This is a genomic window from Nonomuraea sp. NPDC049028 (assembly GCF_043197735.1).
Classification (GTDB): domain Bacteria; phylum Actinomycetota; class Actinomycetes; order Streptosporangiales; family Streptosporangiaceae; genus Nonomuraea.
Map to the genome: position 1 here is coordinate 352,106 of NZ_JBICTR010000015.1, position 21,632 is coordinate 373,737.

General features: G+C 70.7%; 20 protein-coding genes. 11 read left to right on the forward strand and 9 right to left on the reverse strand.

All coding sequences use genetic code 11. The annotated features are described in order from the left end of the window. Positions 1 to 441: 441 nt before the first annotated feature. A complete protein-coding gene (locus tag ACGFJ2_RS49150; RefSeq protein WP_393480406.1) occupies positions 442 to 1,260 on the forward strand; it encodes a helix-turn-helix domain-containing protein in 819 nt (272 codons plus the stop codon). 9 nt (positions 1,261 to 1,269) lie between these two features. Here ACGFJ2_RS49150 and ACGFJ2_RS49155 read toward each other — a convergent pair whose 3' ends face one another. Both ACGFJ2_RS49155 and ACGFJ2_RS49160 read right to left on the reverse strand, forming a co-directional pair. Next, positions 1,270 to 1,641, reverse strand: a complete 372-nt coding sequence (locus ACGFJ2_RS49155) for a DUF4345 family protein (RefSeq protein WP_357953371.1) — start codon at positions 1,639 to 1,641, stop codon at positions 1,270 to 1,272. A 671-nt stretch (positions 1,642 to 2,312) separates the two neighbouring features. Next, entirely contained in the window at positions 2,313 to 2,741 is a 429-nt protein-coding gene (locus ACGFJ2_RS49160) for a hypothetical protein (protein ID WP_357953373.1), read from the reverse strand. A 172-nt stretch (positions 2,742 to 2,913) separates the two neighbouring features. Between ACGFJ2_RS49160 and ACGFJ2_RS49165 the strand changes: the two genes are divergently transcribed. Genes ACGFJ2_RS49165 through ACGFJ2_RS49180 form a run of 4 tightly spaced genes read left to right on the forward strand, consistent with a single transcriptional unit; the run spans position 2,914 to position 5,583 of the window. Further along, positions 2,914 to 3,276, forward strand: a complete 363-nt coding sequence (locus ACGFJ2_RS49165) for a hypothetical protein (RefSeq protein ID WP_393480409.1) — start codon at positions 2,914 to 2,916, stop codon at positions 3,274 to 3,276. Between the two features lie 11 nt (positions 3,277 to 3,287). After that, complete coding sequence (locus ACGFJ2_RS49170) at positions 3,288 to 3,884, forward strand: hypothetical protein (RefSeq protein ID WP_393480412.1); 597 nt, start codon at positions 3,288 to 3,290, stop codon at positions 3,882 to 3,884. A gap of 5 nt (positions 3,885 to 3,889) precedes the next feature. Continuing rightward, complete coding sequence (locus ACGFJ2_RS49175; protein ID WP_393480415.1) at positions 3,890 to 5,053, forward strand: CpXC domain-containing protein; 1,164 nt, start codon at positions 3,890 to 3,892, stop codon at positions 5,051 to 5,053. Next, positions 5,038 to 5,583 carry a CHAT domain-containing protein gene (locus ACGFJ2_RS49180; RefSeq protein WP_393480418.1) on the forward strand — a complete coding sequence of 182 codons (546 nt, stop codon included), beginning with the start codon at positions 5,038 to 5,040 and terminating at the stop codon, positions 5,581 to 5,583. Before ACGFJ2_RS49175 ends, ACGFJ2_RS49180 begins: the two co-directional genes overlap by 16 nt. On the opposite strand, the gene ACGFJ2_RS49185 is transcribed toward ACGFJ2_RS49180, so the two are convergent. Beyond that, entirely contained in the window at positions 5,567 to 6,493 is a 927-nt protein-coding gene (locus ACGFJ2_RS49185; RefSeq protein ID WP_358182391.1) for a helix-turn-helix domain-containing protein, read from the reverse strand. The two genes, ACGFJ2_RS49180 and ACGFJ2_RS49185, sit on opposite strands and share 17 nt — an antisense overlap. 71 nt (positions 6,494 to 6,564) lie before the next feature. Between ACGFJ2_RS49185 and ACGFJ2_RS49190 the strand changes: the two genes are divergently transcribed. Then, entirely contained in the window at positions 6,565 to 7,455 is an 891-nt protein-coding gene (locus tag ACGFJ2_RS49190; RefSeq protein WP_393480420.1) for an NAD-dependent epimerase/dehydratase family protein, read from the forward strand. Positions 7,456 to 7,518: 63 nt separating this feature from the next. Continuing rightward, entirely contained in the window at positions 7,519 to 8,124 is a 606-nt protein-coding gene (locus ACGFJ2_RS49195; protein ID WP_393480423.1) for a PepSY domain-containing protein, read from the forward strand. 31 nt (positions 8,125 to 8,155) lie between these two features. Here ACGFJ2_RS49195 and ACGFJ2_RS49200 read toward each other — a convergent pair whose 3' ends face one another. Continuing rightward, positions 8,156 to 8,965, reverse strand: coding sequence for an IclR family transcriptional regulator (locus tag ACGFJ2_RS49200; RefSeq protein WP_393480425.1), 810 nt, complete (start codon positions 8,963 to 8,965; stop codon positions 8,156 to 8,158). Positions 8,966 to 9,258: 293 nt separating this feature from the next. On the opposite strand from ACGFJ2_RS49200, the gene ACGFJ2_RS49205 reads away from it, so the two are divergent. Then, positions 9,259 to 10,008 carry a hypothetical protein gene (locus tag ACGFJ2_RS49205; protein WP_393480428.1) on the forward strand — a complete coding sequence of 250 codons (750 nt, stop codon included), beginning with the start codon at positions 9,259 to 9,261 and terminating at the stop codon, positions 10,006 to 10,008. An 89-nt stretch (positions 10,009 to 10,097) separates the two neighbouring features. Here ACGFJ2_RS49205 and ACGFJ2_RS49210 read toward each other — a convergent pair whose 3' ends face one another. Further along, positions 10,098 to 11,444, reverse strand: coding sequence for a discoidin domain-containing protein (locus ACGFJ2_RS49210; protein ID WP_393480430.1), 1,347 nt, complete (start codon positions 11,442 to 11,444; stop codon positions 10,098 to 10,100). A gap of 429 nt (positions 11,445 to 11,873) precedes the next feature. On the opposite strand from ACGFJ2_RS49210, the gene ACGFJ2_RS49215 reads away from it, so the two are divergent. The 3 genes from ACGFJ2_RS49215 (at position 11,874) to menC (ending at position 16,444) form a co-directional block, all read left to right on the forward strand. Then, positions 11,874 to 14,375, forward strand: a complete 2,502-nt coding sequence (locus ACGFJ2_RS49215; RefSeq protein ID WP_393480433.1) for a beta-glucosidase — start codon at positions 11,874 to 11,876, stop codon at positions 14,373 to 14,375. Positions 14,376 to 14,552: 177 nt separating this feature from the next. Then, positions 14,553 to 15,347 carry a GNAT family N-acetyltransferase gene (locus tag ACGFJ2_RS49220; RefSeq protein ID WP_393480435.1) on the forward strand — a complete coding sequence of 265 codons (795 nt, stop codon included), beginning with the start codon at positions 14,553 to 14,555 and terminating at the stop codon, positions 15,345 to 15,347. Continuing rightward, entirely contained in the window at positions 15,344 to 16,444 is a 1,101-nt protein-coding gene (gene menC / locus ACGFJ2_RS49225; protein WP_357953395.1) for an o-succinylbenzoate synthase, read from the forward strand. Before ACGFJ2_RS49220 ends, menC begins: the two co-directional genes overlap by 4 nt. Positions 16,445 to 16,472: 28 nt before the next feature. Here menC and ACGFJ2_RS49230 read toward each other — a convergent pair whose 3' ends face one another. The 4 genes from ACGFJ2_RS49230 to ACGFJ2_RS49245 are packed head-to-tail and all read right to left on the reverse strand — an operon-like array spanning position 16,473 to position 21,600. Next, entirely contained in the window at positions 16,473 to 17,153 is a 681-nt protein-coding gene (locus ACGFJ2_RS49230; RefSeq protein ID WP_358182379.1) for an ATP-binding cassette domain-containing protein, read from the reverse strand. Next, positions 17,150 to 18,961: a dipeptide/oligopeptide/nickel ABC transporter permease/ATP-binding protein gene (locus ACGFJ2_RS49235; protein WP_393480439.1), complete on the reverse strand. Its 1,812-nt coding sequence runs from the start codon at positions 18,959 to 18,961 to the stop codon at positions 17,150 to 17,152. Before ACGFJ2_RS49235 ends, ACGFJ2_RS49230 begins: the two co-directional genes overlap by 4 nt. 56 nt (positions 18,962 to 19,017) lie before the next feature. Next, a complete protein-coding gene (locus tag ACGFJ2_RS49240; RefSeq protein WP_393480442.1) occupies positions 19,018 to 20,010 on the reverse strand; it encodes an ABC transporter permease in 993 nt (330 codons plus the stop codon). Continuing rightward, positions 20,011 to 21,600, reverse strand: a complete 1,590-nt coding sequence (locus tag ACGFJ2_RS49245) for an ABC transporter substrate-binding protein (protein WP_393480445.1) — start codon at positions 21,598 to 21,600, stop codon at positions 20,011 to 20,013. Positions 21,601 to 21,632 lie beyond the last annotated feature (32 nt).

Genomic DNA, 21,632 nt, shown 5'->3' on the forward strand with positions numbered 1-21,632 from the left:
TTCACCGTTGCATCTTTTTCGAGTCGACATTATTCTTCGAGCACCCCTTTTAATGGCACGTCCGACAGTTCGACCTGACGCATGTCCAGTACTTGGCAGCCGCCTCTCCGATCGCCCAGGCATCCTCGAGATAATATTGTCCAGCTATCGAAATATTAGCATCTGTTGTGTTGAGGGGCCCGCCTTGCATCCACGTTTGGTACTTTGGGAAACCCGGCGAGGGAAGCTTCCATTGCGCCAATTCCGCCCAGCATTTTTAAGGAATTCCGACCTATTCGACAAGGCGTCCGATCATCTCAAAACGGAAAACGGAATCGTCGATCGTCTCGGCGCAGGTCGCCTCGCGTAGCGAATGAAGACGGCGGCCACGGGTGAACGAGCGCACCGTATCCTCATCGTCCCAAGGAACGTTCCGACTCGGTAAGCCTGCGGGAGACGTCGATGTCAGCGCTTTCACAGACCCGTCGCGGTATGGCCTCACCCCAGGCGCGGGAAGCCACGGGCGGGGAAGCGGCGGTGTGGCTGTGGCCGGGCCGCGCTTTGTACGCCGGGCCGTCCCTGCGGCTGGGCCCGCACTCCGGCTCGGTGGCGTGCGTGGCCGTCGGCGTGGACGCACCCTTCACCGTACGGAGCGCACCCGGCGGCGAGCTGCGGGCGCGGACCGCTCTCATCCCGCCGCGGGTCAGGCACCAGCTCACGGCGGGCGGCGACCGCATGGTCTTCCTCTACCTCGACCCCGGGTCGGCCGAGGACCGGGCATGCTGGGCCAGGTTCACCGCCGGTGAGCACGGCGTCATGACCGCGCACGAAGCCGAGGCCGGCCTTCTGGTCCGGGCGGCGACCATCCGCGCGCGCAGCCCGGACCGGCAGATCGCCGTCTGGGCGGACGAGGTCACCGGCCATGAGGCGGCATCGTTGACCGACCCCCGGATCGCCGCCGCCATGCGCCGTCTGATCGGCGCGGACGAGCCCTTGCCCGCCGCGCTGCTGGCCGCCGAGCTCGGGCTGTCGGAGTCACGCTTCCTGCGGCTGTTCCGGGAACGTACGGGCACCTCGTACCGGAGGTTCCGGCTGTGGGCGCAGATGCACCGGGCCGGCCGTGCGCTGGCCGCGGGCGAGAACCTCACCCGTGCCGCGGCCGACGGCTACTTCGCCAGTCCGTCCCACTTCAGCACCGCGTTTCACGCGATGTTCGGCCTTCCCCCAAGCGCGCTGCTCTCCGGGCCTGTCACGATCCGGTGCCTGGATCCCGTCGTGTGACGGGACGGCTCACCAGGTGACGGCGGCCAGCAGCGCGCCACCGCCAACGGCCTCCACCCAGAAGTACAGCCAGGAGGGATAGAACGCCGACGGCCGCTCGACCAGCCGCGCCACCAGCCGGCCGACGGCCATGCCCAGCAGAGACACCGCGACGGTAACGGCCATGCCCGTCCGCATCCCGCCCGCGTCGGCCGCCGCTGCCAGCAACAGGCCCCCGACTGCCACGCCGAAACCGCCGTACACAGCGCGGATCTCGGTCCGCGCCTCGGCCGAGTCGGCCACGATCCGGAACGGCCTGATCAGCGCGGCGGGCGCGACAAGTCCGTAGACGCCCATCCCGAGGAAGAAGATCGCCACCACGGCGATCACGAAAGCAGACATGAAGGTACGCCCCTTTTGCAGCACAGCAGGTTGCTGGGCCAGCCTGCCGCTCGCGCACCGCATCCGGCTTTCACCGACCCGCCGCGCCGGGGCTGCAGGGGGTTCCTCGGCGGCACCCTAAGATCAGGAACCTCAGCCGTGCGAGCGGGGCTTCTGCGTTCAACGGCTCTTGGCCGCTTTTCGCCGCGTTCGGCGGTGCTCGGTGACCCGCAGGGCGATGGCGGAGACCACCGCGACCAGGCCGAGGCCGATCAGTGCCGCTTTCCCCAGGCGGCCTGATCCGTACGTGGATCACGGACCGATGACACCGTTGTGAGGGGAAGACGGAGGACCTGCGCCGCGCACCGGCCGGCCATTGGCCGGGCTTGACCCGCGCCATAGCATCACGCCGGTAAGTGCGATCCAGACGAAGTAGCCGACGAAGGCGATGCGTTGGCCCCAGCCGGGCGGGGCCATCCCGTGGCCTGCCACATCGCCTGCCAGACCAGATTCGCCACCAGGAACAGCACAAACCACGGCGTGATCCGCGCCAAGCCCGCGACGGAGGGCAGGCACGTCAACAGCTGCGAAGAGAGATCCCCGGACGATGAGCGGCCTCCTCTGTGCCCGCGACCCCTGGCCCCCGCTCGGTGTGAGGCGTTCACATGTGCAGCTAGGCAACCTGGGAGGTTTCAAGGGCCGGGCTTGGGGAGTTCCCCTCGCTGGGTGATCATCCGCATCCATCCCTCCAGGGTGGCGACGAACTCACCGAGGTCGGAAGTGGTGTACGAGGCCCGCTCATGGTCCCAGTCGGGGTCGAGGACGACGACGCGGAAGCCGTAACCGCCGTACCAGCCGGCGTCTATGTTGATCTCCCGAGCCCGCAGGCCACCCTTCTCGGCCACCTCCTGCGCGGTCAGCCACGGCGGTGGTGCGGTACGGGCCCAATACAGGTCCTCGGAGTCGTTGGCCTCGACCCTTCCATCCGGCAGGCGTCGGGCCTCCAGGGCGTTGTAGATGACGTTCCAACCGGCTGGGACGCGCAGCGGGAGCAGACCCCAGTCCTCGGAGACAGCCGCGGCCAGCGGGGAATCGGACGGAAGCTGGAAGATCGGGTCCACGTGCCGACAGCGTAGTCAGGGGTGCGTCCCCACGCACGGGTGGAGGCCCATGCGGCCCAAGCCGGCGAGACGCTCTCCACGCACGCCGCTCTACTCCTGAACATACTGATCATGCTGGAGAAGTAGCGATTTTCGCCAGACGCGTCGCCATAATCGACGGCAGGAGGTGTCCATGCCATTCTTTGTCCGGCCGGTGGAGTCGTTGCTGTTGCCGGCCCTGCGGGACCATGGCGACAGCTCGGTCGAAGCGCTGGTGGCCTACTCAGGACTGTCGCCCGAGGACGTGCGCAACGCGCTCCCCGCGTTGCAGCGCCGCGGCCTGGTCGTCGAGAGCGGTCCGGGACGGTACACGCTGACCGATTACGGGGTCAAGACCAGCTTGAACGCCACCCCAGACAGCCCCCGCGACCGGGTGACCGGCGTCTTCCTCCTTGACGACGAGGCTGAGGAAGCGGCGAGCGGCACCTCGGAGGACGAGCTCAACAGCGCGCTGGACGACGCGCTGGGCGCCGGCGACGACGTACCCGACCAGTAGGACGGCAGACGATGGAGCATTCCGCGTGGTTCTCCGTGCTGTCGGCGGCCATCGCCGGCGGGGTGACGCTCTTCGACATGGACCAGACGTTCATCGTCGGCGACGTGTCGGGCTACCGGGTCTACCGATCCGTATGGTGGTGGGGGTTCATCGTCGTCAACAGTGTGACGGCCGTGGCGGTGTTCTTCGGGCTGCGCGCGCTGGCGGCTTTCCAGGGCTGGAACTCCTGGCTGTTCGCCGCCGGCATCGGGGTGACCTACCTGGCCTTCGTTCGGTTGAAGTTCGCCACCGTGTCCTACCAGAACGCCGAGATCCCCATCGGGCTGGACACCTTCTATGAGTCGGGACGGCAGTTCGTCTTCAAGAGGATCAATGAGGAGATCAAGGCCAACCGGGCGCAGCGGGCGCAGCGGCTGATCGACGACAACGACCTGAAGGCGCTGGGCAACAAGGTCCGGCTGGACATCAATCTGGACGCGTTGCTCACGCCGGAGGAGAGGAAGACGCGGCTCGCCTGGCTCCTCACGGTCCTCCAGGATCCCGGCTTCGACGAGGAACAGAAGAAGACGACCCTGGCCGTCTACCTCGCCTCGGGCACCCAGGTCTGACGACGGTGGCCATCCCCTACGCGCCGGGAGCCTTCGGGGAGCTGGTCTGCCCACGCTGTGGAGAGCTCCTGCCCGAGGCCGTCTACTGGATGGTGCTGGCCCCGGACAGCGCCCCCGAACTGCTCGAACTGCTCGACGAGGGCCGCCTGAACCTGGTGGAGTGCGCCGTCTGCGGCGACCTCGGCGACCTCAGCGCCCCGGTGCTGTGGGCCGACGATGACCGGAGCATTCTCCTCTACGACACCTTCACCGCCTCCCGCGAGGAGTCGGCGGTCCGGGCGGAGATCTTCGCGCTGCTGGAGGAGCGGGGCGGGTTCGACGTGGGCGCGCTCCGCGGCAACTCTCTGTCCGTACGCAACTTCCGTGAGCTGAACGACTTCCGTGAACTCGACGACGAGTGGTTCGCCCTCGCGCTTGAGGGGATCCGGCTGCGCGAGGCCCGGATGGGCATCTTCGGACAGGCCATGGTCGAGGCGATCTGCCGGGACATCCGAACCTCCCCGATCTTCTTCATCAGCGACTACGAACGCTCCGCCGAGCTGCTCGGACGTGCCGAGCTCTGGCGCGGGGACGAGGCGCGGAGCGTCCGTGAGGTGCTCGACGGTGCGCTCGACCCGGACGACGAGACGTTGTCGCCCGGGTCGAAGGTGAAGAGACTGCCGCCGTCCGCGCGTGAGTGGTTCCACACCGCGCTCGCCGAGGCCAGGCAGGTCATCACGGTCGAGATCGACGAGATCGGCGAACTCATCGGGGCGGAGCGGGCCATCGGCGTCCTGCTGGACAGGGAGATGTCTCTGACCCCTGAGGAGACCGAGCGCTTCGACGAGGCCGCGATCGGGTGGGCCGCGCCCCTCGGCGGGCTGACGTACCTGCTCGAACAGCTCGCCGGGGAGCCGGCCGAAGAATCTCCTGCCGCTCCTGAGAACCGCGGGGTACGCCAGGTCATGCGCACCCTCGGCGGAGGAGAGTGGCAGCCCTTCGCCTGGACCGACACCAACGTCATCGACCCGCCCGACGGGCTTGAAGAGGCCGTCGCCGCGTACGAGGACGGACGGTACGAGGAGGCATTGGAGCGGACGCTGCTGGTGGAGCGTTCCTGCCGGCCCGACCAGAGGCGGCTGTGCGCGCTCTACACCGCGATGCTGACCTTGGAGTGCGGCCGGCTCTGACGATCGTCGTCGCCGTTCAGGACGACCGGTCGGAGCGCGCGAACGCGCAACTGCTGGAGGCGGGCGGCGACCTGGCCGAGCTGATCTACTCGGAGCAGCCATCGGACGAAGCCGACGTCGGGGTCCGCCTCCAGGCGGATCTCCACCGGGTGAGCTCGGCCGACGCCCTCGTGCTCCTGGGTCACGGCCGCCGCGGCCGCGGCCTCACCCACGCGCTGCACGATTTCACCACGCAGCCACGCACGGTCGTCCTGCTGGGCTGCTGGTCGGCCCACATCGACCAGGACCTCTCCCACATGGAGGTCGAAGGCTTGGCCGTCTCGCTGCTGGCCTCCGGCGTCGAGGCGGTCGTCGCCTCCCTGTGGCCGGTGACCCTGGAAGCAGGTGCCCTGCTCACCTCCCGCTACCTCGCCGAGCTGAGCCGAGGAGTCCCACCCGGAGGCGCCTTCGCCACGGCCCGCACCGTACTCCGCTCCGACCCCCGCTTCGACCATCCGGCCGTTTGGTGCGGTTTCACCCTCTTCGGGTGAAGCTCGCGCGATAGGCCGTGGGAGTGAGCCCGGCCCGGTTCGACAGGTGCTTGCGGAGGGAGTCCGCGCTGCCCAGACCGCTCTTCCCGGCCACCTGATCCATGGGCAGTTCGGTGGTCTCCAGAAGCTCCCTGGCCCGGTCGACGCGCCGGTGCAGCAGCCACTGGAGTGGGCTCAGCCCGGTCTCCGCGTGGAAGCGCCTGGTCAGGGTACGCACGCTGATCTTGGCGTGTCCGGCCAGGTCGGCCAGGGTGAGTGGGCGATCGAGGTGCTCGAGCGCCCAGGCCCGGGTGGGAGCGAGTGAGGTGCCGCGCTCGGGAGGCAGTGGTGTCTCGATGAACTGGGACTGGCCGCCGGGCCGTACGGGAGAGACGACCGCGAGTCGCGCGGCCGCGTTGGCCACCGCCGCGCCATAGTCGAGCCTGACCAGATGCAGGCACAGGTCGATGGCGGCCGCGGCGCCCGCCGAGGTGAAGATGCCGCCGTCCTCGACGAAGAGGACGTCGGGCCGCACCTCGATCGACGGGAAGCGGGTGGCGAGGTCGTCGGCCAGCCCCCAGTGGGTGGTGGCGCGGCGCCCATCCAGCAGGCCGGCCTGGGCCAGCACGAACGCGCCCGTACACAGCGAGGCGATCCGGGCGCCGCCGGCCGCGGCTCTCCTCAAGGCGTCGAGAACCTCCGGGGGCGCCTGCTCGCCGCCGCTGCCGACGGCGAGTACCGTGTCCGCGCCGTCCAGCGCGTCCAGACCGTCCGCCACCACGACGTCGGGACCCCCGACGGTCGGCAGCGGGCCGGGCCGGGCCGTACAGACGCGCACGTCATAGTGCGGGACGCTGTTGAAGACCATGAAGGGGATCGAGATGTCGAAGCTCAGCACGGGGGGCACGACGACTGCGGCGACGCGGTGCATGGCCAGATCCTCCGGATAGTTGGCATTCCGGCCACTATGCCAGGAGGCCGCGGGGCGGCACCGTTGTGGTCATGACATTTCATGTGATCGTGGGTCGTGGGGCTACCGCGTCGAAGACCGCTCTGCTGCTGGCCGAGGACGGCGAGCGGGTACGGATGATCAGCCGCACCGGCGGCGGGCCCGAGCACCCGCTCGTCGACAAGGTCGCCGCGGACGCGACCGACACCGATCGGCTCACCGAGCTGGCCGAGGGGGCGGACACGCTGTTCACCACCGCCGCGCCGCCGTACCACACCTGGCCCGAGCTGTTCCCGATCCTGTCGGCGTCGCTGCTCACCGCGGTGAAGCGGACCGGGACCGCCTACGTCATGCTCGGCAATCTCTACGCCTACGGCCCGGTGGACGGGCCGATCACCCCGGACTTCCCGCTGGCCGCCGCCGGGCCCAAAGGGCGGGCCAGGGCGCGGGTATGGGAGGAGGCCGCCTCCTCAGGGGTGAAGGTGACCGAGGTGCGGGCCGCCCAGTTCTACGGCGCCGGAGCCTTCTCGGTGTTCAGTTTGATGGTGCAGCGGCACGTACTGGAGGGCAGGCTCGTCCTGGTGCCGCAGGAGCTCGACGTGTCGCACAGCTACACGGCGATCGGCGACGCCGCGCGCACGCTGGTCGCCGCGAGCCGCGACGATCAGGCGTACGGCAGGGCGTGGCACGCGCCCACCTCAACGCTGTCGGTACGAGAGCTGGCCGGGCGACTCGCCGAACTCGCGGGGGCGCCGGAACCACGGATGGAGGAGATGACCGAACGCGACCGGACCCTGCTCGCGTACACCGACCCGCTCTGGGGGGAAATGCACGAAGTGCTCACCAAGCCCGGCCACCCGTTCGTCATCGACTACTCCGAAACCGAGAAGATCCTCGGCGTGAGTGCCACCTCGGTCGACGACGTGCTCCGGGAAGTGATCTAGCGCTGGAGCGTGTTGCCCAGTGCCTGGGCGTGCCTTTATGGAGTTCCGGGCAGCGTCTTCAGCATGAATGGGAGAAACCGGTCAAAGACCGTCATAGGCACCATCTTCGCCGGCTCGGCCTTGCTCGCGGCCGGGGCCTGCGCAGGCGCCCTCACCCAGTCCGGCACCATCAAGGCGGAGCCCGCGCGGGGCGTCATCCCCCTGCCCATGTCGACGCCGGGCGGTCCCCAGCAGGAACCCGGAGACATGGCGAGCCTCGAGAAGGCGGCCACCGCGGCCACGAACTCCGCCGAGGGCTCCCATGTCCTCTCGGTCCAGTCAGAGAACGACGGCAAGATCTGGGAGGTCCAACTGGCCGGCCCCGACGGCACCGAGCGACTGCTGGAAGTGGACGCGTCGGGAAAGGTGGTCTCGGAAGCCAGGTCCAAGGACACCGGCAAATATGAGAAGGCCAGGGTCATGGGGCTGATCAAGGACGCCAAGGTGACCTTCAAGGACGCGCTGGAGAAGGTGTCCTCCTCGGTGTCGCACGGCAAGATCACCCACATGAGTCTGGACAAGTACAACAACGACCTTCTCGTCTGGGATGTCGATGTCCTCAGCCCGGACGGCGCCTGGCAGGGGCTCAAGATCGACGCCAAGACCGGCACCGTGACCAAGAGCCACTAGAGGAGCCGGGTCCGGCGGGCAGCCGACGCCGCTACGGTGTTCCGGGATGCCGGAGGAGTTGCAGGCTGATACCGCGCGCGGCCGCCAGGACCGGGGGTACGACGCCGGGCATGGGCAAGCCCGGCAGTGGATCGTCGGCGCGTACGACGACGGAGAGCGCGGCCACCACCTCGTCGGCCGCGTCGCTCACGGGCGCGGCCACCGACACCGCGTCGAGGGTGACCTGCCGGTCGCTGACGGCGAAGCCGGTGCGCCGCACCTCGGCCAGTACGCGCCGCAGGGCGTCCGGGTCCACGATGGTCTTGCTGGTGAAGGCCGCCAGCGGCCTGCCCAGGTAGCACTCCTGGAACGCCCGGGGCGCGTACGCGAGCAGCACCAGCCCGACGCCGGTGGCGTGCGCGGGCCATCGTCCGCCGACCCGGCTGTGCACGCCGACGGCGTCGTGGCTGGAGATCCGCTCGATGTACACGACGTCCAGCCCGTCGAGGACGGCGAGCTGGACGTGCTGACGGGTCGCCACGAAGAGGTCCTCGAGGTAGGGCATGGCCACCTCGCGCAGCCCCAGGCCGCGAGGTGCCAGTGCCGCGACCTCCCACAGGTGCAGGCCGATCTGGTAGCGGCCGTTACGGTCGCGTTCGAGCGCGCCCCATGTGACCAGCTCGCCGACCAGGCGGTGCGCCGTCGTCAGCGGCATCCTGGTCCGCCGGCTGATGTCGGACAGGGTCAGCCGGCGGCGTTCGCCGGAGAACGCGTCCAGAACACTGAGGACCCGGCTGGCCACCGACCGTGCGGGATCCGGTTGCCTGGACGGGCTTGCCATCGTTGCTGTGGTCATGGTCATGGGCAGCGCCTCCGACCGTCGATCGCGCTTCGAGTACGCCGGGTCCCGGCCTCACCATTTCGTTGAATGTTGTTTGCGGCAACGTAATCCCGGGAGGCGAGACGGGTCTAGCCCTATTTCCGGGCTAATTTGTTGCCTTTGATAACAATCTAGAAACACGCCCGTCACGCCCGCGGGTCAGTACGACGCGCCAGCCGCTGACGCTTCCCGGCTTGAATTCCCCCGCACGGGGGAGGTTTTTCGCCCAGGAGAGGGAGATCGCCAGCGGATGGTGGGCACTACCGTCGGCGGCCATGAGATCACGTACGCGCCCGGCGCTGCTGGGCGCAGGCTGGGCAGGCGCGGCCGCGCTCACGCTGGTGGCGCCGGGAAACCTGGTCATGCGGCTGGCGTTCGGCAAGCTCGGCGATCCCGCGCTCGTCTGGCAGATACTGCTGGCCGCGCTGGGGTTGCTGCTCGCGCTGACCACCACCCGCTACGGCATGCGTACCGCCCCACGCACACGCGAGCGCCGGGCCGATGGGACGATCCGTCCCGCGCTCTGGGCCAAGGTGGTGACCTGGGTGGCGGCCGGCGTGCCGGTGCTGGGCTTCTCGGTTCCGCACCTGCTGTGGGGGCTGGGCGTACCGTTTGGTGTGGCGGCGGACTCCCGCTCCCTCCTGACAGGGCTGGGCGGCTCGGCGGTGTTCTGGGGCTTGCTCGTCGCCGGACCGGCCGCCGGGGCCCTGCTCACCCTGGGTCTGATCGGCCGATGGGGCCAAGTCGTCCCGGGATGGGTGCCGTTCGCGGGGCGGCGCCGGGTACCGCGTGGCCTGGCGGTCGTTCCGGCGGCGGTGGTGGGTCTGCTCGTCGGCCAGTACGGGGCGATGATGACCAAATGCCTGGCGTTCGGCATCACCCGCACGTGCGCGCCCGACGGCGGTGCCATGGTCCTCGACGGGAGCTGGGGATTCGCGGGGACCTATCCGGTCTTCCTGGCCTGGGGCGTGTTCCTGCTCGCCGCCACCGTGGGTTACCTCCACACCACTGGGCAAAGAGCCTGACAGCCGGGCATGGCGGCCAATGTCGCCATGCCCGGCTGTCGAGGCGCGCCGGGCGGACAGATATCCACGCCCGGCTCGAAGCCAGCCGGTCAGAAGGGGCAGGTGTCCATCCACTGGGTCACCAGTGAGGTGTTGGTCCGGTCGGCGTCACGCGGGGTGCCGCACAGGAACGGTGTGAAGCGCGCGTCGCTGCGCAGCCAGCGGCTGAAGAACGACACGATCCATTTGCCCTGCTTGGCCTTGTTGCCGTTGCCGGTCATCGGGCAGAGGTGGTCGCCGGGAACCTCGATGTACAGCTTCTCGGCCTGGGTCATGCTGTTGTACCAGGGCTTGGCGTAGGTGTTGCCGGGTGCGGCGACGTCGCTCGCGCAGGTCAGGAAGAAGGTCGGCTTGTTGACGGCGGCGAAGTTGGGGCTCTGGTGGTAGGGGGCGAGGGGTACGCCCGCCGTGAACCGGCTGTCGTCGCGCAGCGCCACCATCGTGCCGCCTCCGCCCATGGAGTGGCCGGACACGCCGAGGGTGCCGTTCAGCTTGCCCGAGAGGGGGTTGCCCGTGGCGTTGCCGAGGTTGAGCAACTGGGTGCCGGCCGCCCTGATCTCCGTGCCACGCTGGTCGGGGGTGTCGCTCAGGGTGTTGGTGTCGACGTTGATGACCACGAAGCCCCAGGACGCCAGACGCGGGCCGAGCCAGCTCAGGTTCGCCTGTGTGCCCTGGTAGCCCGGCATCAGGACGATGCCCGGATACGAGCCACTGGCCGTCGGGTACGTGACGGTGCCGGCCTTGTAGCCGCTGGGGTTCGGAACCGTGTACGTCGCGGTGGCCAACGGTCCGTTGGTCGCCTCCAGCGACTGGATCGTGGGGTCGGGGATGGTGCCGCCCGGTGGCGGCGTGGTGCCGCCCGACGTGCCGTAGACCTGGAACTCCCACAGGGAGTAGCCATAGGCGGTCCCCCGCGCCGTCCCGAGCAGCCGTACGTACCGGCCGCTTCCGGCCACGGTGAGAGATTGCAGCCCGCCGGTGCCGCTGGTGGTCGTGTAGACGGTGGTCCAGGCCGAACCGTCGGCGGAGGTCTGGATCTGGAAGGCCCGGCCGTAGGCGGCCTCCCAGTTCAGCACGACCTGGGTGATGGTGGCGGTGGCGCCGAGGTCGACCCGCAGCCATTGGGGGTCGCTGAAGGCGCTGGCCCAGCGGGTGGCGGCATTGCCGTCCACTGCCGCCGAGGCCGGCGTGGTGGCGTTCTCGGTGGATGACGCGGTCGCCGGTTTGCCCTGGGACAGCAGCTCGGCGGCGGCGACCTGGGCAGTGGCGGCGGCCCGGGCGGCGACCGCGCCACCTGCGAGCGCGGTCGCCAGGGCGACGATCACCGCGACGCACGCCGCCCACCACGGGGCGCGGCCCAGCGGTCGCCCGCCGGCTGGATTGAGGGGGAATCTCATGGTCTTACCTCTCCGGAACGAAGACGGCGGGCATGGCCCCGCCGCCACGAGGACGACACGAGGACACGACACGAGGACACGACAGGAGGACAGGACACGAGGCAGGAAGGGACGCGGCTCTGAGCGGAGCCGGTGGTGGGGCTGCTCCTTGGAGCACATCCATCGATGAATGCCGAGCTGCTGAAACATATGCGGCGATCTACGGCCCGGGAAGCGCTCTAACCGCTGAACGGAAGATAAATGACTTTGTCTCCGCTTTGGCGGGAGACCTCAGCGAACGTCTTCCGGACGATGGAAGTGGTCCTTGTCGCATATTCAGCCTGGCCATATGTTGTCGGGCGCAACATATATCGAAGATCCTCATTGACGCGTCCCAGCTCAGGTCACGGTCCGCGGACCCTGGCCATCCCCTGAGAGAGGACCTGGCACATGCCCCGACGACTCCATAGAGCGACCGCCCTGGCGGCCGCCGCCCTCCTCACGCTGGCAGGTGTCGCCCAGTCGCCACCGGCGGCCGGTGCCAGCGATCCCTCGCCCCTGAGCGCCTCGTACGGGCCCGAGCAGCGTGCCGAACGCATGCTGGCCCGCATGACCCTCGACGAGAAGATCGCCATGCTGCACGGCGTCGGCTTCGAGTTCGGTAAGGGGTACGCCGGGCGGATCCCCGGCAACACCCGGCTGGGCATTCCCGCGATCTACCTGGCCGACGGCCCCAACGGGGTCGCCAACGGGAGCACGGGCATCACCGCCTTCCCCGCCGCCATCAACGGCTCGGCCACCTGGGACACCGCGCTCATGCGGCGCTACGGCGAGGCGGTCGGCGCCGAGCAGGCCGGCAAGGGGCACAACGTCGCCCTGGCGCCGACGATCAACATCGTGCGCTCGCCGCGCTGGGGCCGTACCTTCGAGACCTTCAGCGAGGACCCCTACCTCACCGCGCGGATGGCCACCGAGGAGGTGAAAGGGGTCCAGAGCCAGGGCGTCATAGCGATGCCCAAGCACTTCGCGGCCAACAACCAGGAGACCGACCGTGGCAAGGTCGACGTCCGGGTCTCCGAGCGGGCGCTCAACGAGATCTACTATCCGGGCTTCCGCGCGGCCGTGCGGGACGGCGGGGCCAGGTCCGTCATGTGCGCGTACCCCAAGGTCAACGGCACCTACGCCTGCGAGAACGGCGACCTGCTGCGCGGCGCGCTCAAGGACGCGATGGCGTTCACCGGGTTCGTGGTGTCGGACTGGGGCGCCACCCACAGCACGGTCGCCTCGGCCGACGCCGGGCTGGACGTGGAGATGCCGGGATCGACGTACTTCGGCGACGCGCTGAAGCAGGCGGTGGCGGCCGGTCAGGTCACGGTCGCGGCCATCGACGACAAGATCCGCCGCATTCTCAGCGCGATGTACCGGACGGGCCTGTTCGACCGTGACTACACGCCACGCGACGAGGTGTCCACGCCCGCGCATCGGGAGCTGGCCCGGGGACTGGCCGAGCAGGGCATGGTGCTGCTCAAGAACGAGCGCGGCGTACTCCCTCTGAACAAGGCGAGGTCGCTGGCGGTGATCGGCGACGCGGCCGGCGACCACGCGACCTTCTACGGCGGCGGTTCGGCCGCGCTGCAGCCGTCCACCACCGTGAGCCCGCTGGCCGGTCTGACCGCGCGGGCCGGCGGCGGCGTCACCCTGAACCAGGCCCGCGGCACGCTCGGCACCGGCGCCCTGCCCGTGCTCTCCGGCGACCTGCTGCGGCCCGCGTCGGGCGACGGGCCGGGACTGACCGCCACCTACTACCCCACTCCCGACTTCACCGGCGACCCCGTGCTCACCCGGGTCGAGCCCTCGGTGAGCTTCTCCACGGCGCCCAGCGGCGTCACCGGCACCTGGTCGGCTCGGTGGACCGGCACGCTGACCCCGCCCAAGACCGGCGGCTACCGCTTCTCCCTCAACGGCTCGGGGCAGGCCCGGCTCTACATCGACGGCAAGCTCGTCGCCGCGAACCACACCGAGTTCGGCGGCATCGCCCACGGGCTGGCCGACCTGACAGCCGGACGGACCGTCTCGATCAAGCTCGAGTACTCCACCGCGGGCTCCCTCTTCGGCGCCGCCCTGCAACTCGGCTGGGCCGCGCCCGACCCGGCGCTGCCGGCCGAGGCCGTCGCCGCCGCCCGGCGCTCCGACGTCGCGCTCGTCTTCGTCAACGACGCCATCAGCGAGGGCGCCGACCGCGACTCCCTCGCCCTGCCCGGCGACCAGGATCAGCTCATCGAGGCCGTCGCCGCGGCCAACCCGCGAACCGTGGTCGTGCTCAACACCGGCGCGCCGTCGCTGATGCCGTGGCTGAACCGGGTGGCCGGGGTGCTCCAGGCGTGGTACCCAGGTCAGGAGTACGGCAACGCGGTCGCGGCCGTGCTGTTCGGCGACGTCAACCCGTCCGGGAAGCTGCCGGTGACCTTCCCCGCCGACGACCGGCAGGGCCCGGACGTCGCGTACGGCTTCCCCGGCGACGGCACCACGGTCCGCTACGACGAGGGCCTGAACGTCGGCTACCGCTGGTACGACGCCCGGCGCCGGCGCCCGTTGTTCCCCTTCGGCCATGGCCTGTCCTACACCAGCTTCGCGTACGACAATCTGCGGGCCGACAGCCACGCCGTACGCGTCCGGGTCACCAACACCGGAGCCCGCGCCGGAGCCGAGACCGCCCAGCTCTACCTCGGCTTCCCCAGCGCGGCGGGCGAACCTCCCCAGCAGCTCAAGGGCTTCCAGAAGGTGTGGTTGCGGCCGGGGCAGAGCACCGTGGTCACCTTCCCGCTCGACAGCGCCGCGCTGTCCAGCTGGAGCCCGGCCGCGAAACGCTGGGTCGCATCCCATGGCGTCTTCACCGCCGCGGTGGGCGCGTCGTCCCGCGATCTGCGCGTGACCGGTCAGTTCCGCGGCTGACCCGCGCGACCGATCGGTTGCGCGGCTGACCCCCGCTGTCCTCAAGCCGTCGGCAGCGCGAACTCCACCGGAGCACTCGCGCTGCCGAGCCATGCCGTAGGGCGCGGCGACGAAGAACCCTCCCGTCTTGGTGAACCGGCACGAATCGGCCGCCCTCACTGTGGCGTACGGTCGCGGGTGACATCGACTACTCGGAGGGCCGGCAGGTTGATCGCGGTCAGGGAACTACACGAGATCGCGGAGTTCGAGGAACTGTTCGCGCTGTTCGACGGCATCTGGCGGTTCGACCAGGGCGGGCAGCCGATCACGGTCGAGCTGATGCGGGCGCTGTCGCACGCGGGCGGGTACGTCGCGGGCGCCTTCGACGGCGACCGGATGGCCGGCGGGTCCGTCGGGTTCCTCGCGGCGGGCAACGCGCTGCACTCCCACATCACCGGCGCCTCCGCCGGACGCGGCATCGGGTTCGAGATCAAGCTGCACCAGCGCCGGTGGGCGCTGGAGCGCGAGCTGGGCCGGGTCACCTGGACCTACGATCCGCTGGTACGCCGCAACGCCCATTTCAACCTGGCCAAGCTGGGCGCCCGGCCGCGCGAATACCTGCCCGGCTTCTACGGCATCATGGACGACGAGATCAACCAGGGCGACGAGTCCGACCGGATGCTGGCCGTCTGGGAGCTGTCCGCGCCGCATGTCGAGGCCCTGGCCAGGCGCGAGCCGTGGCCGGTCCACGTGCCGGGCGACGCGGTGGTGGGCCTGGCCGACGACGGGGGCCGGCCGGTGCCGGGCCGCACGGACGCCGCGGTGGTGCTGGTGGCCGCGCCTCCGGACATCGAGGGGTTGCGCCGGGCCGACCCGGGAACGGCCAAGGCATGGCGGCATGCCATGCGGGACGTCCTGGGCGGCCTGATCGCCGAAGGCCGCGTCATCACCGGGTTCCATCAGAAGTCCTTTTACGTAGTGGAGAAAGCGTGAAGATCACCGGAGTTGAGCTGCGGCGGATCGCGATGCCGCTGGTGGCGCCGTTCCGCACCTCGTTCGGCACCGAGACGGCCCGCGACGTGCTGCTGGTGCGGGTCGTGACGCCCGACGCCGAGGGCTGGGGCGAGTGCGTGGCCATGTCGGAGCCGCTCTACTCCCCCGAGTACGTCGACGGCGCGGCCGAGGTGATCCGGCGCTTCCTGCTGCCCGCCCTGCCCCGCACCCTCGACGCGAACGCCGTCGGCCGGGCACTGGAGCCGATCAAGGGGCACCGGATGGCCAAGGCCGCCCTGGAGACGGCCGTGCTGGACGCCCAGCTCAGGGCGGCGGGCGAGTCGTTCGGCCGGTTCCTCGGCGCGGCCCGTGACCGGGTGCCGTGCGGGGTCTCCGTCGGCATCATGGACTCGATCCCGCAGCTGCTCGACGCTGTCGAGGGCTACCTCGACGAGGGGTACGTGCGGATCAAGCTGAAGATCGAGCCCGGCTGGGACGTGGAGCCGGTCAGGGCGGTGCGCGAGCGGTTCGGCGACGACGTTCTCCTCCAGGTCGACGCGAACGCCGCCTACACCCTCGTCGACGCCCGCCAGCTGGCCAAACTGGACGACTTCGGCCTGCTGCTCATCGAGCAGCCCCTGGCCAACGACGACTTCGTCCAGCACGCCAAGCTGGCCAAGCAGCTGCGGACGCCGATCTGCCTGGACGAGTCGATCGAGTCGGTCGAGCACGCCGCCGCCGCCATCGCGCTGGGCTCGTGCTCGATCGTCAACGTCAAACCCGGCCGGATCGGCGGCTACCTGGAGGCCCGCCGCATCCACGACCTGTGCCGGGCGAACGGGATCGCGGTGTGGTGCGGCGGCATGCTGGAGACCGGGCTCGGCCGGGCCGCGAACGTGGCGCTGGCCGCGCTGCCCGGGTTCACGCTGCCGGGCGACACCTCGGCCTCGCGCCGCTACTTCGCCACCGACATCACCGAGCCGTTCGAGCTGAGCGACGGCCACCTGGCGGTGCCGACCGGGCCGGGGCTGGGCGTCGCGCCCATTCCGGCCGTGCTCGACGAGGTCACCACCGCCACCGAGTGGATCACTCTCTGAGCCCTCCGGTCAGCCCTCGGTCGAGCCTTCAGGTGAGTCGGGGCACCGCCTCCAGGAGGGCGCGCGTGTAGTCGTGGGCGGGCTCGCCGACCACCCGTTCCGTGGGCCCGGACTCGACGACGCGGCCCTGGTGCATGACCGCGACGACGTCGGAGACGTACCGGACGACCGCCAGGTTGTGCGAGATGAACAGCATCGACAGGCCCAGCTCGTCGCGGAGCGAGCGCACCAGGTTGAGCACCGCGCCCTGGACGGACACGTCGAGCGCGCTGGTGATCTCGTCGGCGACCAGCAGGTCGGGCGCGGCGCCGAGCGCCCGGGCGACGGCGACCCGCTGCCGCTGGCCGCCGGACAGCTCACGCGGGTAGCGCCCGGCCAGGTCGGCGGGCAGCGAGACGAGCCCCAGCAACCGCTCCACCTCGGCCCGCCGCCCCGCCCGGTCACGCCTTACCCCCTCCCCCACCGACTCGCCGACCGTCATGCGCGGGTCCAGGGAGGCGTACGGGTCCTGGAAGACCATCTGGACGTTGCGCGCCCCGTCGATCCGGCCCGTGTACGGCACCAACCCGCTCACCGCCCTGGCCAGCGACGACTTGCCCGACCCCGACTCGCCGACGAGCCCGACGATCCGGCCAGGGGGGATCTCCAGTGTGACCCGGTCGACCGCGGTGAACGCGCCGAAGCGCACGGTCAGGTCTTCGATGATCATTTGACCTCCCAGCAGGCCACGCGGCCCGCCTCGCCGTACGGGATGAGCGGAGGACGTTCGGCGGAGCAGCGGGCGGTCGCCAGGGCGCACCGGTCCGCGAAGGCGCAGCCATCGCCCACGTCCGATGGGGCGGGCTGGCGGCCGGGGATGCTCGCGAGCGGTTTGTCCCGGTCGGTGGCCATGTCGGGCAGGGAGGCGATGAGCGCCCGCGTGTACGGGTGCGCGGCTTCGGCGGCCAGCCGGTGGGCGGGCAACTCCTCGACGACCCGGCCCGCGTACATGACCATGACCCGGTCGCACAGCTCGCCCACCACGGCGATGTCGTGCGTGATGAACAGCGCGGCGGCGCCGCTCTCCTCGGTGACCTCGCGCAGCAGCCGCAGGATCTGCCGTTGCACGGTCACGTCGAGCGCCGTGGTCGGCTCGTCGGCGATGATCAAGCGCGGCGTGGCCATCAAGCCCATCGCGATCACCGCGCGCTGCCGCATGCCGCCGGACAACTCGTGCGGGTGCTGCCGGGCGCGCGCGGCGGGGTCGGGCAGGTGGACGTGGCCGAGCCGGTCCACGGCCCGCCGGTTCGCCTCGGCCCGCCCGGCGCCCTGGTGCACCCTCGCCACCTCGGCGAGCTGCCCGCCCACCCGCAGCGCCGGGTTGAGCGAGGCCATCGGGTCCTGGAACACCATGGCCAGCGTCGTGCCGAGCTCCTTGCCCGACAGCGTGGCGAGGTCCCGGCCGCCGAGCAGCAGCCGCCCATAGGCGACCCTGCCCGGGTAGGGGACGAGCCCGCCGATCGCGGCGGCGGTCAGGCTCTTGCCGCTGCCCGACTCTCCCACCAGGCCGACGATCTCGCCGGGGGCGATGGTCAGCGACAGCCCGCGCACGGGCGTCACACCGCCGGGGAACGCAACGGTCAGGTCCCTGACCTCCAGCACCGCGCCGGGGTCCGGCTCGCCGGGATCGGCCTGTGCGGCCGCGTCCGACGCCTTCCCAGCCGCGGCGGTACGGGCGGCGGCCTTGGCCATGGCGTCGCCCAGCAGGTTGAACCCGATACCGGCGAGCGCGATGGCCGCCGCCGGGCCGAGCGCGACCTCGGGCGTGACGTAGATGCGGGCGAACCCGTCGAACAGCAGCCGGCCCCAGTCGAACGACGGCGGCTGCACGCCCAGGCCGAGGAACGACATCCCGGCCAGGCCGAGCAGGGCGCCGCCGAGCGCCTGGGTGAGCTGCAGGATGAGCGGCTCGGCGATGTTGGGCAGCACGTGCCCGGTCAGGATCCGGCGGCGGGACACGCCGAGCATGCGGGCGGCCGACACGTAGTCGGACCCGGCGACGGTCGCGGCCAGCGTCTGGGTGAGCCGGGCGAATCCGGGCGCGATGGCCACCCCGATGCCCAGGACCGCGCCGCGGGCGCCCAGCCCGGAGACGACCGCGGTGAACATGGCCAGCAGCAGTCCGGGGAAGGCGACCAGGGCGTTGACCAATCCGGTGATCAGCCGGGCGGGCCGGCCCGGCAGCACGGACGGGAGGGCGCCGAGCACGATCCCGGCCAGACCGCCGATGAGCGTGGCGGCCAGCGCCAGCGCCAGGGAGAACCGGCCGGCCACGAGCACCCTGGCGAGCAGGTCGCGGCCCAGGCTGTCGGTGCCGAGCGGGTGGGCGGCGGAGGCGCCTTGGAGGATGGCCGCCGCGTCGATGCGTTCGGCGCTCGCGCCCCAGATGGGCGGCCCGACGACGGCCAGCACGATCATGGCCGCGACGAGCACGGCTCCGGCGACCGCCGCGGGCGTGCGCGGCAGGCGGGGCTTCACGCGGGACTCCCTGGTCGCACGGCCTTCACTCGTGTGCGCGGCGGGCGAGGCTTCACTCACGCCTCCCTGATCTTGGAGGTGGGGTCGAGCGCGGCCAGGGCCAGGTCGACGGCGAGGTTCACGACGAGCACGATCGCGCCGTAGACGAGGATGACGCCCTGGGCGACCGGATAGTCCTTCTGCGTGATCGACTCGACGATCTTCAGGCCGAGCCCCGGCCAGGCGAAGACGTACTCGACCAGCACGCTGCCCGCGATCAGCGCCGAGAGCAGCAGGCCGCCCAGGGTGAGGGTGGCGGTGAGCGTGTTGGGCAGCACGTGCCTGAGGTAGAGGCGGGCGGCGGGCAGGCGTTTGGCGCGCGCCAGCCGTACATAGTCGGTGCCCAGCTCGCGCAGCGTCTCCGCACGGGAGATGCGGGCGATCATCGCGATCGGGCCGATCGCCAGGGCGAGGACGGGCAGCACGTACGAGACGGCGCCCGCCTTTCCAGCGGGCGGGAACGCGCCGAGGCCGATGGCGAAGACGGTCACCAGCGCGATCGAGTACAGGAACTCGGGCACGGCGACGGCGGTGCCCGTCACGGTGGTGAAGGCGTAATCGGTGCCGCGGTTGCGGCCGTTCTCGGTGCGGACGGCCGCCCACATGCCGAGCGGCACCGCCACCAGCAGCGCCACCACGGTCGCCAGCAGGGCCAGGGCCAGCGTGTTGGGGAGCCGGGCGGCGACGATCTCGACGACCGGCTCGCCCGACAGGAACGAGGTCCCGAAATTTCCGGACAACACGTGGCCCGTGTACGTGAGGAACTGCTCGGGGATCGACCGGTCGAGCCCTAGCGCCGCCGTACGCGCCCGGACGAGCTCGATCGGCGCGGCCGGCCCGAGCGACGCCCGTACCGGATCACCCGGAATGAGATGGATCATCGCGAAGGACGCGACGAGCAGCGCGGCGAGCGAGACGACGAACCGGACGATCTGCCGCACCACCCACCGCGACCCGCGCGACCGCACCCGGCTCGGCGAGCCGGGTCCGGCCTTGTGGAGCCCGCGCACTCAGCCTCCTTGCGTGAGGCGGATCGAGGTCGGCACGAGGTCCCCGGCCATGATGCGGAACGTGCCGCCCTTGCCGGCGGCCAGGATGGTGTTCTCCACGACCGGGACCAGGTCGGCGTTCTCGAACAGCGCCGACTCGGCCTCCAGCCACAGCTCGCAGCCTTCGGCCGCCGGCTTTCCCGAGGCCTGCGTGACGAGCGAGGTGTAGCGGGAGTTGCTCAGGTGGGCGAAGTTGGCGCCCTTGGGCGCGGCCGGTCCCGACAGGAAGCCGACGAGCTGGCTCGGCAGGGTGACGGCGATCGGCAGCCAGATGGCGTCCCAGTCCTGGGTGACGTTGAGCGACTCCGCCAGCTTGGCGTCGATGATGCCGTTCAGCTTCACCTCGACGCCGGCCTTCTTCCAGGCGGCGCCCAGGTACTCGGCCGCCGCCTGCACCCCGGATCCCCTGGTGGTGGGATAGACGAAGCGCAGCGTCAGCCGCTTGCCGTCCTTGACCCTGACGCCGTCGGCGCCGGCTCGCCACCCCGCCGCGTCCAGGGCGGCGGCGGCCGCGGCCGGGTCGTTGGCGGGCACGTGCCCGGTGACCGTGTCGCCCTGGCAGGGCCGCGGGTCGAGGACGAGCCCGGTGGCGGGCCGGCCGGTGCCGCTGGCGGCGATCCCGGACAGCTCCTTGAGGTTGACGGCCTGGGTGAGCGCCTTGCGTACGGCCGGGTCGTGGGCGGGCCGGTCATCGCCCTGATGGTAGAAGAACTGGCCGTTCCCGTAGGGCAGTTCGCTCTTGACGACTCCCGGGGCGGCCGCCACGCGGGCGCGGTCGGGGCCGTAGAAGGTGGCGCCGTTGAGCGTGCCGGCGACGAGCAGGTTGGCGGCGGTCTGCTCGTTGGGCACGACCTTCAGCGTGACCGTCTCGGGCAGGTCCTTGGCCGTGGCCCCGCCGGGACCCCAGACGTACTCCCTGCGGACCTTGAAGGTGTAGTGGTCGCCCGAGACCGACTCGGTGAGCCGGTAGGGGCCGGAGCCGGAGGTGGCGTGGGCGAGCAGCGAACGGTCCTTGACGCCCTTGCCGCACACGATGAACATCTGCTCGGCACTCTCCAGGATGAAGCTGAAGGGCTCGGGCGTGGACAGGGTCACGGTGCCCGCCGCGTCGTCCGCCTTGGCCTTCATCCCGGTGGGCACGAGAACGCCGTAGATGGGCGACTTGGTGGCGGGGTCGGCGATGTGGTTGACGTTCTCGGCCACGTCGGAGGGGGTGAGCTTGGCGCCGTCGGAACAGGTCGCGTCCTTGCGCAGGGTGAAGGTCACCGAGTCGGGCTTGACCTGCCACTTCTCGGCGAGTGCCGGGACGATCCGGCCGTCGGCGCCGACGCCGACGAGGGTGTCGTACGCGAACGCGAGCACCTGGTTGGTGACCGACAGCACGCCCATGGCGGGGTCGAGCACGCCGGGGTCGGCGCTGAGGGCGAAGGAGAACGTGCCGCCGGTGACCGGCGCGCCCGTCCCCGAGCCGGTGCTTGTTTCTGTGCCCGCAGTGCCGCCGCAGGCCGCGGCGAGCAGGGCCAGCGCGACGAGCGCGGCTGGTTTTCTCATGTGGGGCGCTCCTGGGGAGTGGGATCTGAGGC

Coding starts and splice junctions, on each gene's coding strand:
- ACGFJ2_RS49195 (WP_393480423.1), top strand. CDS start 7,519: ATGAATGGGAGAAACCGGTCAAAGACCGTCATAGGCACCATCTTCGCC.
- ACGFJ2_RS49155 (WP_357953371.1), bottom strand. CDS start 1,641: ATGTCTGCTTTCGTGATCGCCGTGGTGGCGATCTTCTTCCTCGGGATG.
- ACGFJ2_RS49245 (WP_393480445.1), bottom strand. CDS start 21,600: ATGAGAAAACCAGCCGCGCTCGTCGCGCTGGCCCTGCTCGCCGCGGCC.
- ACGFJ2_RS49210 (WP_393480430.1), bottom strand. CDS start 11,444: ATGAGATTCCCCCTCAATCCAGCCGGCGGGCGACCGCTGGGCCGCGCC.
- ACGFJ2_RS49150 (WP_393480406.1), top strand. CDS start 442: ATGTCAGCGCTTTCACAGACCCGTCGCGGTATGGCCTCACCCCAGGCG.
- ACGFJ2_RS49165 (WP_393480409.1), top strand. CDS start 2,914: ATGCCATTCTTTGTCCGGCCGGTGGAGTCGTTGCTGTTGCCGGCCCTG.
- ACGFJ2_RS49215 (WP_393480433.1), top strand. CDS start 11,874: ATGCCCCGACGACTCCATAGAGCGACCGCCCTGGCGGCCGCCGCCCTC.
- ACGFJ2_RS49205 (WP_393480428.1), top strand. CDS start 9,259: ATGAGATCACGTACGCGCCCGGCGCTGCTGGGCGCAGGCTGGGCAGGC.
- ACGFJ2_RS49230 (WP_358182379.1), bottom strand. CDS start 17,153: ATGATCATCGAAGACCTGACCGTGCGCTTCGGCGCGTTCACCGCGGTC.
- ACGFJ2_RS49170 (WP_393480412.1), top strand. CDS start 3,288: ATGGAGCATTCCGCGTGGTTCTCCGTGCTGTCGGCGGCCATCGCCGGC.
- ACGFJ2_RS49200 (WP_393480425.1), bottom strand. CDS start 8,965: ATGACCATGACCACAGCAACGATGGCAAGCCCGTCCAGGCAACCGGAT.
- ACGFJ2_RS49185 (WP_358182391.1), bottom strand. CDS start 6,493: ATGCACCGCGTCGCCGCAGTCGTCGTGCCCCCCGTGCTGAGCTTCGAC.
- ACGFJ2_RS49190 (WP_393480420.1), top strand. CDS start 6,565: ATGACATTTCATGTGATCGTGGGTCGTGGGGCTACCGCGTCGAAGACC.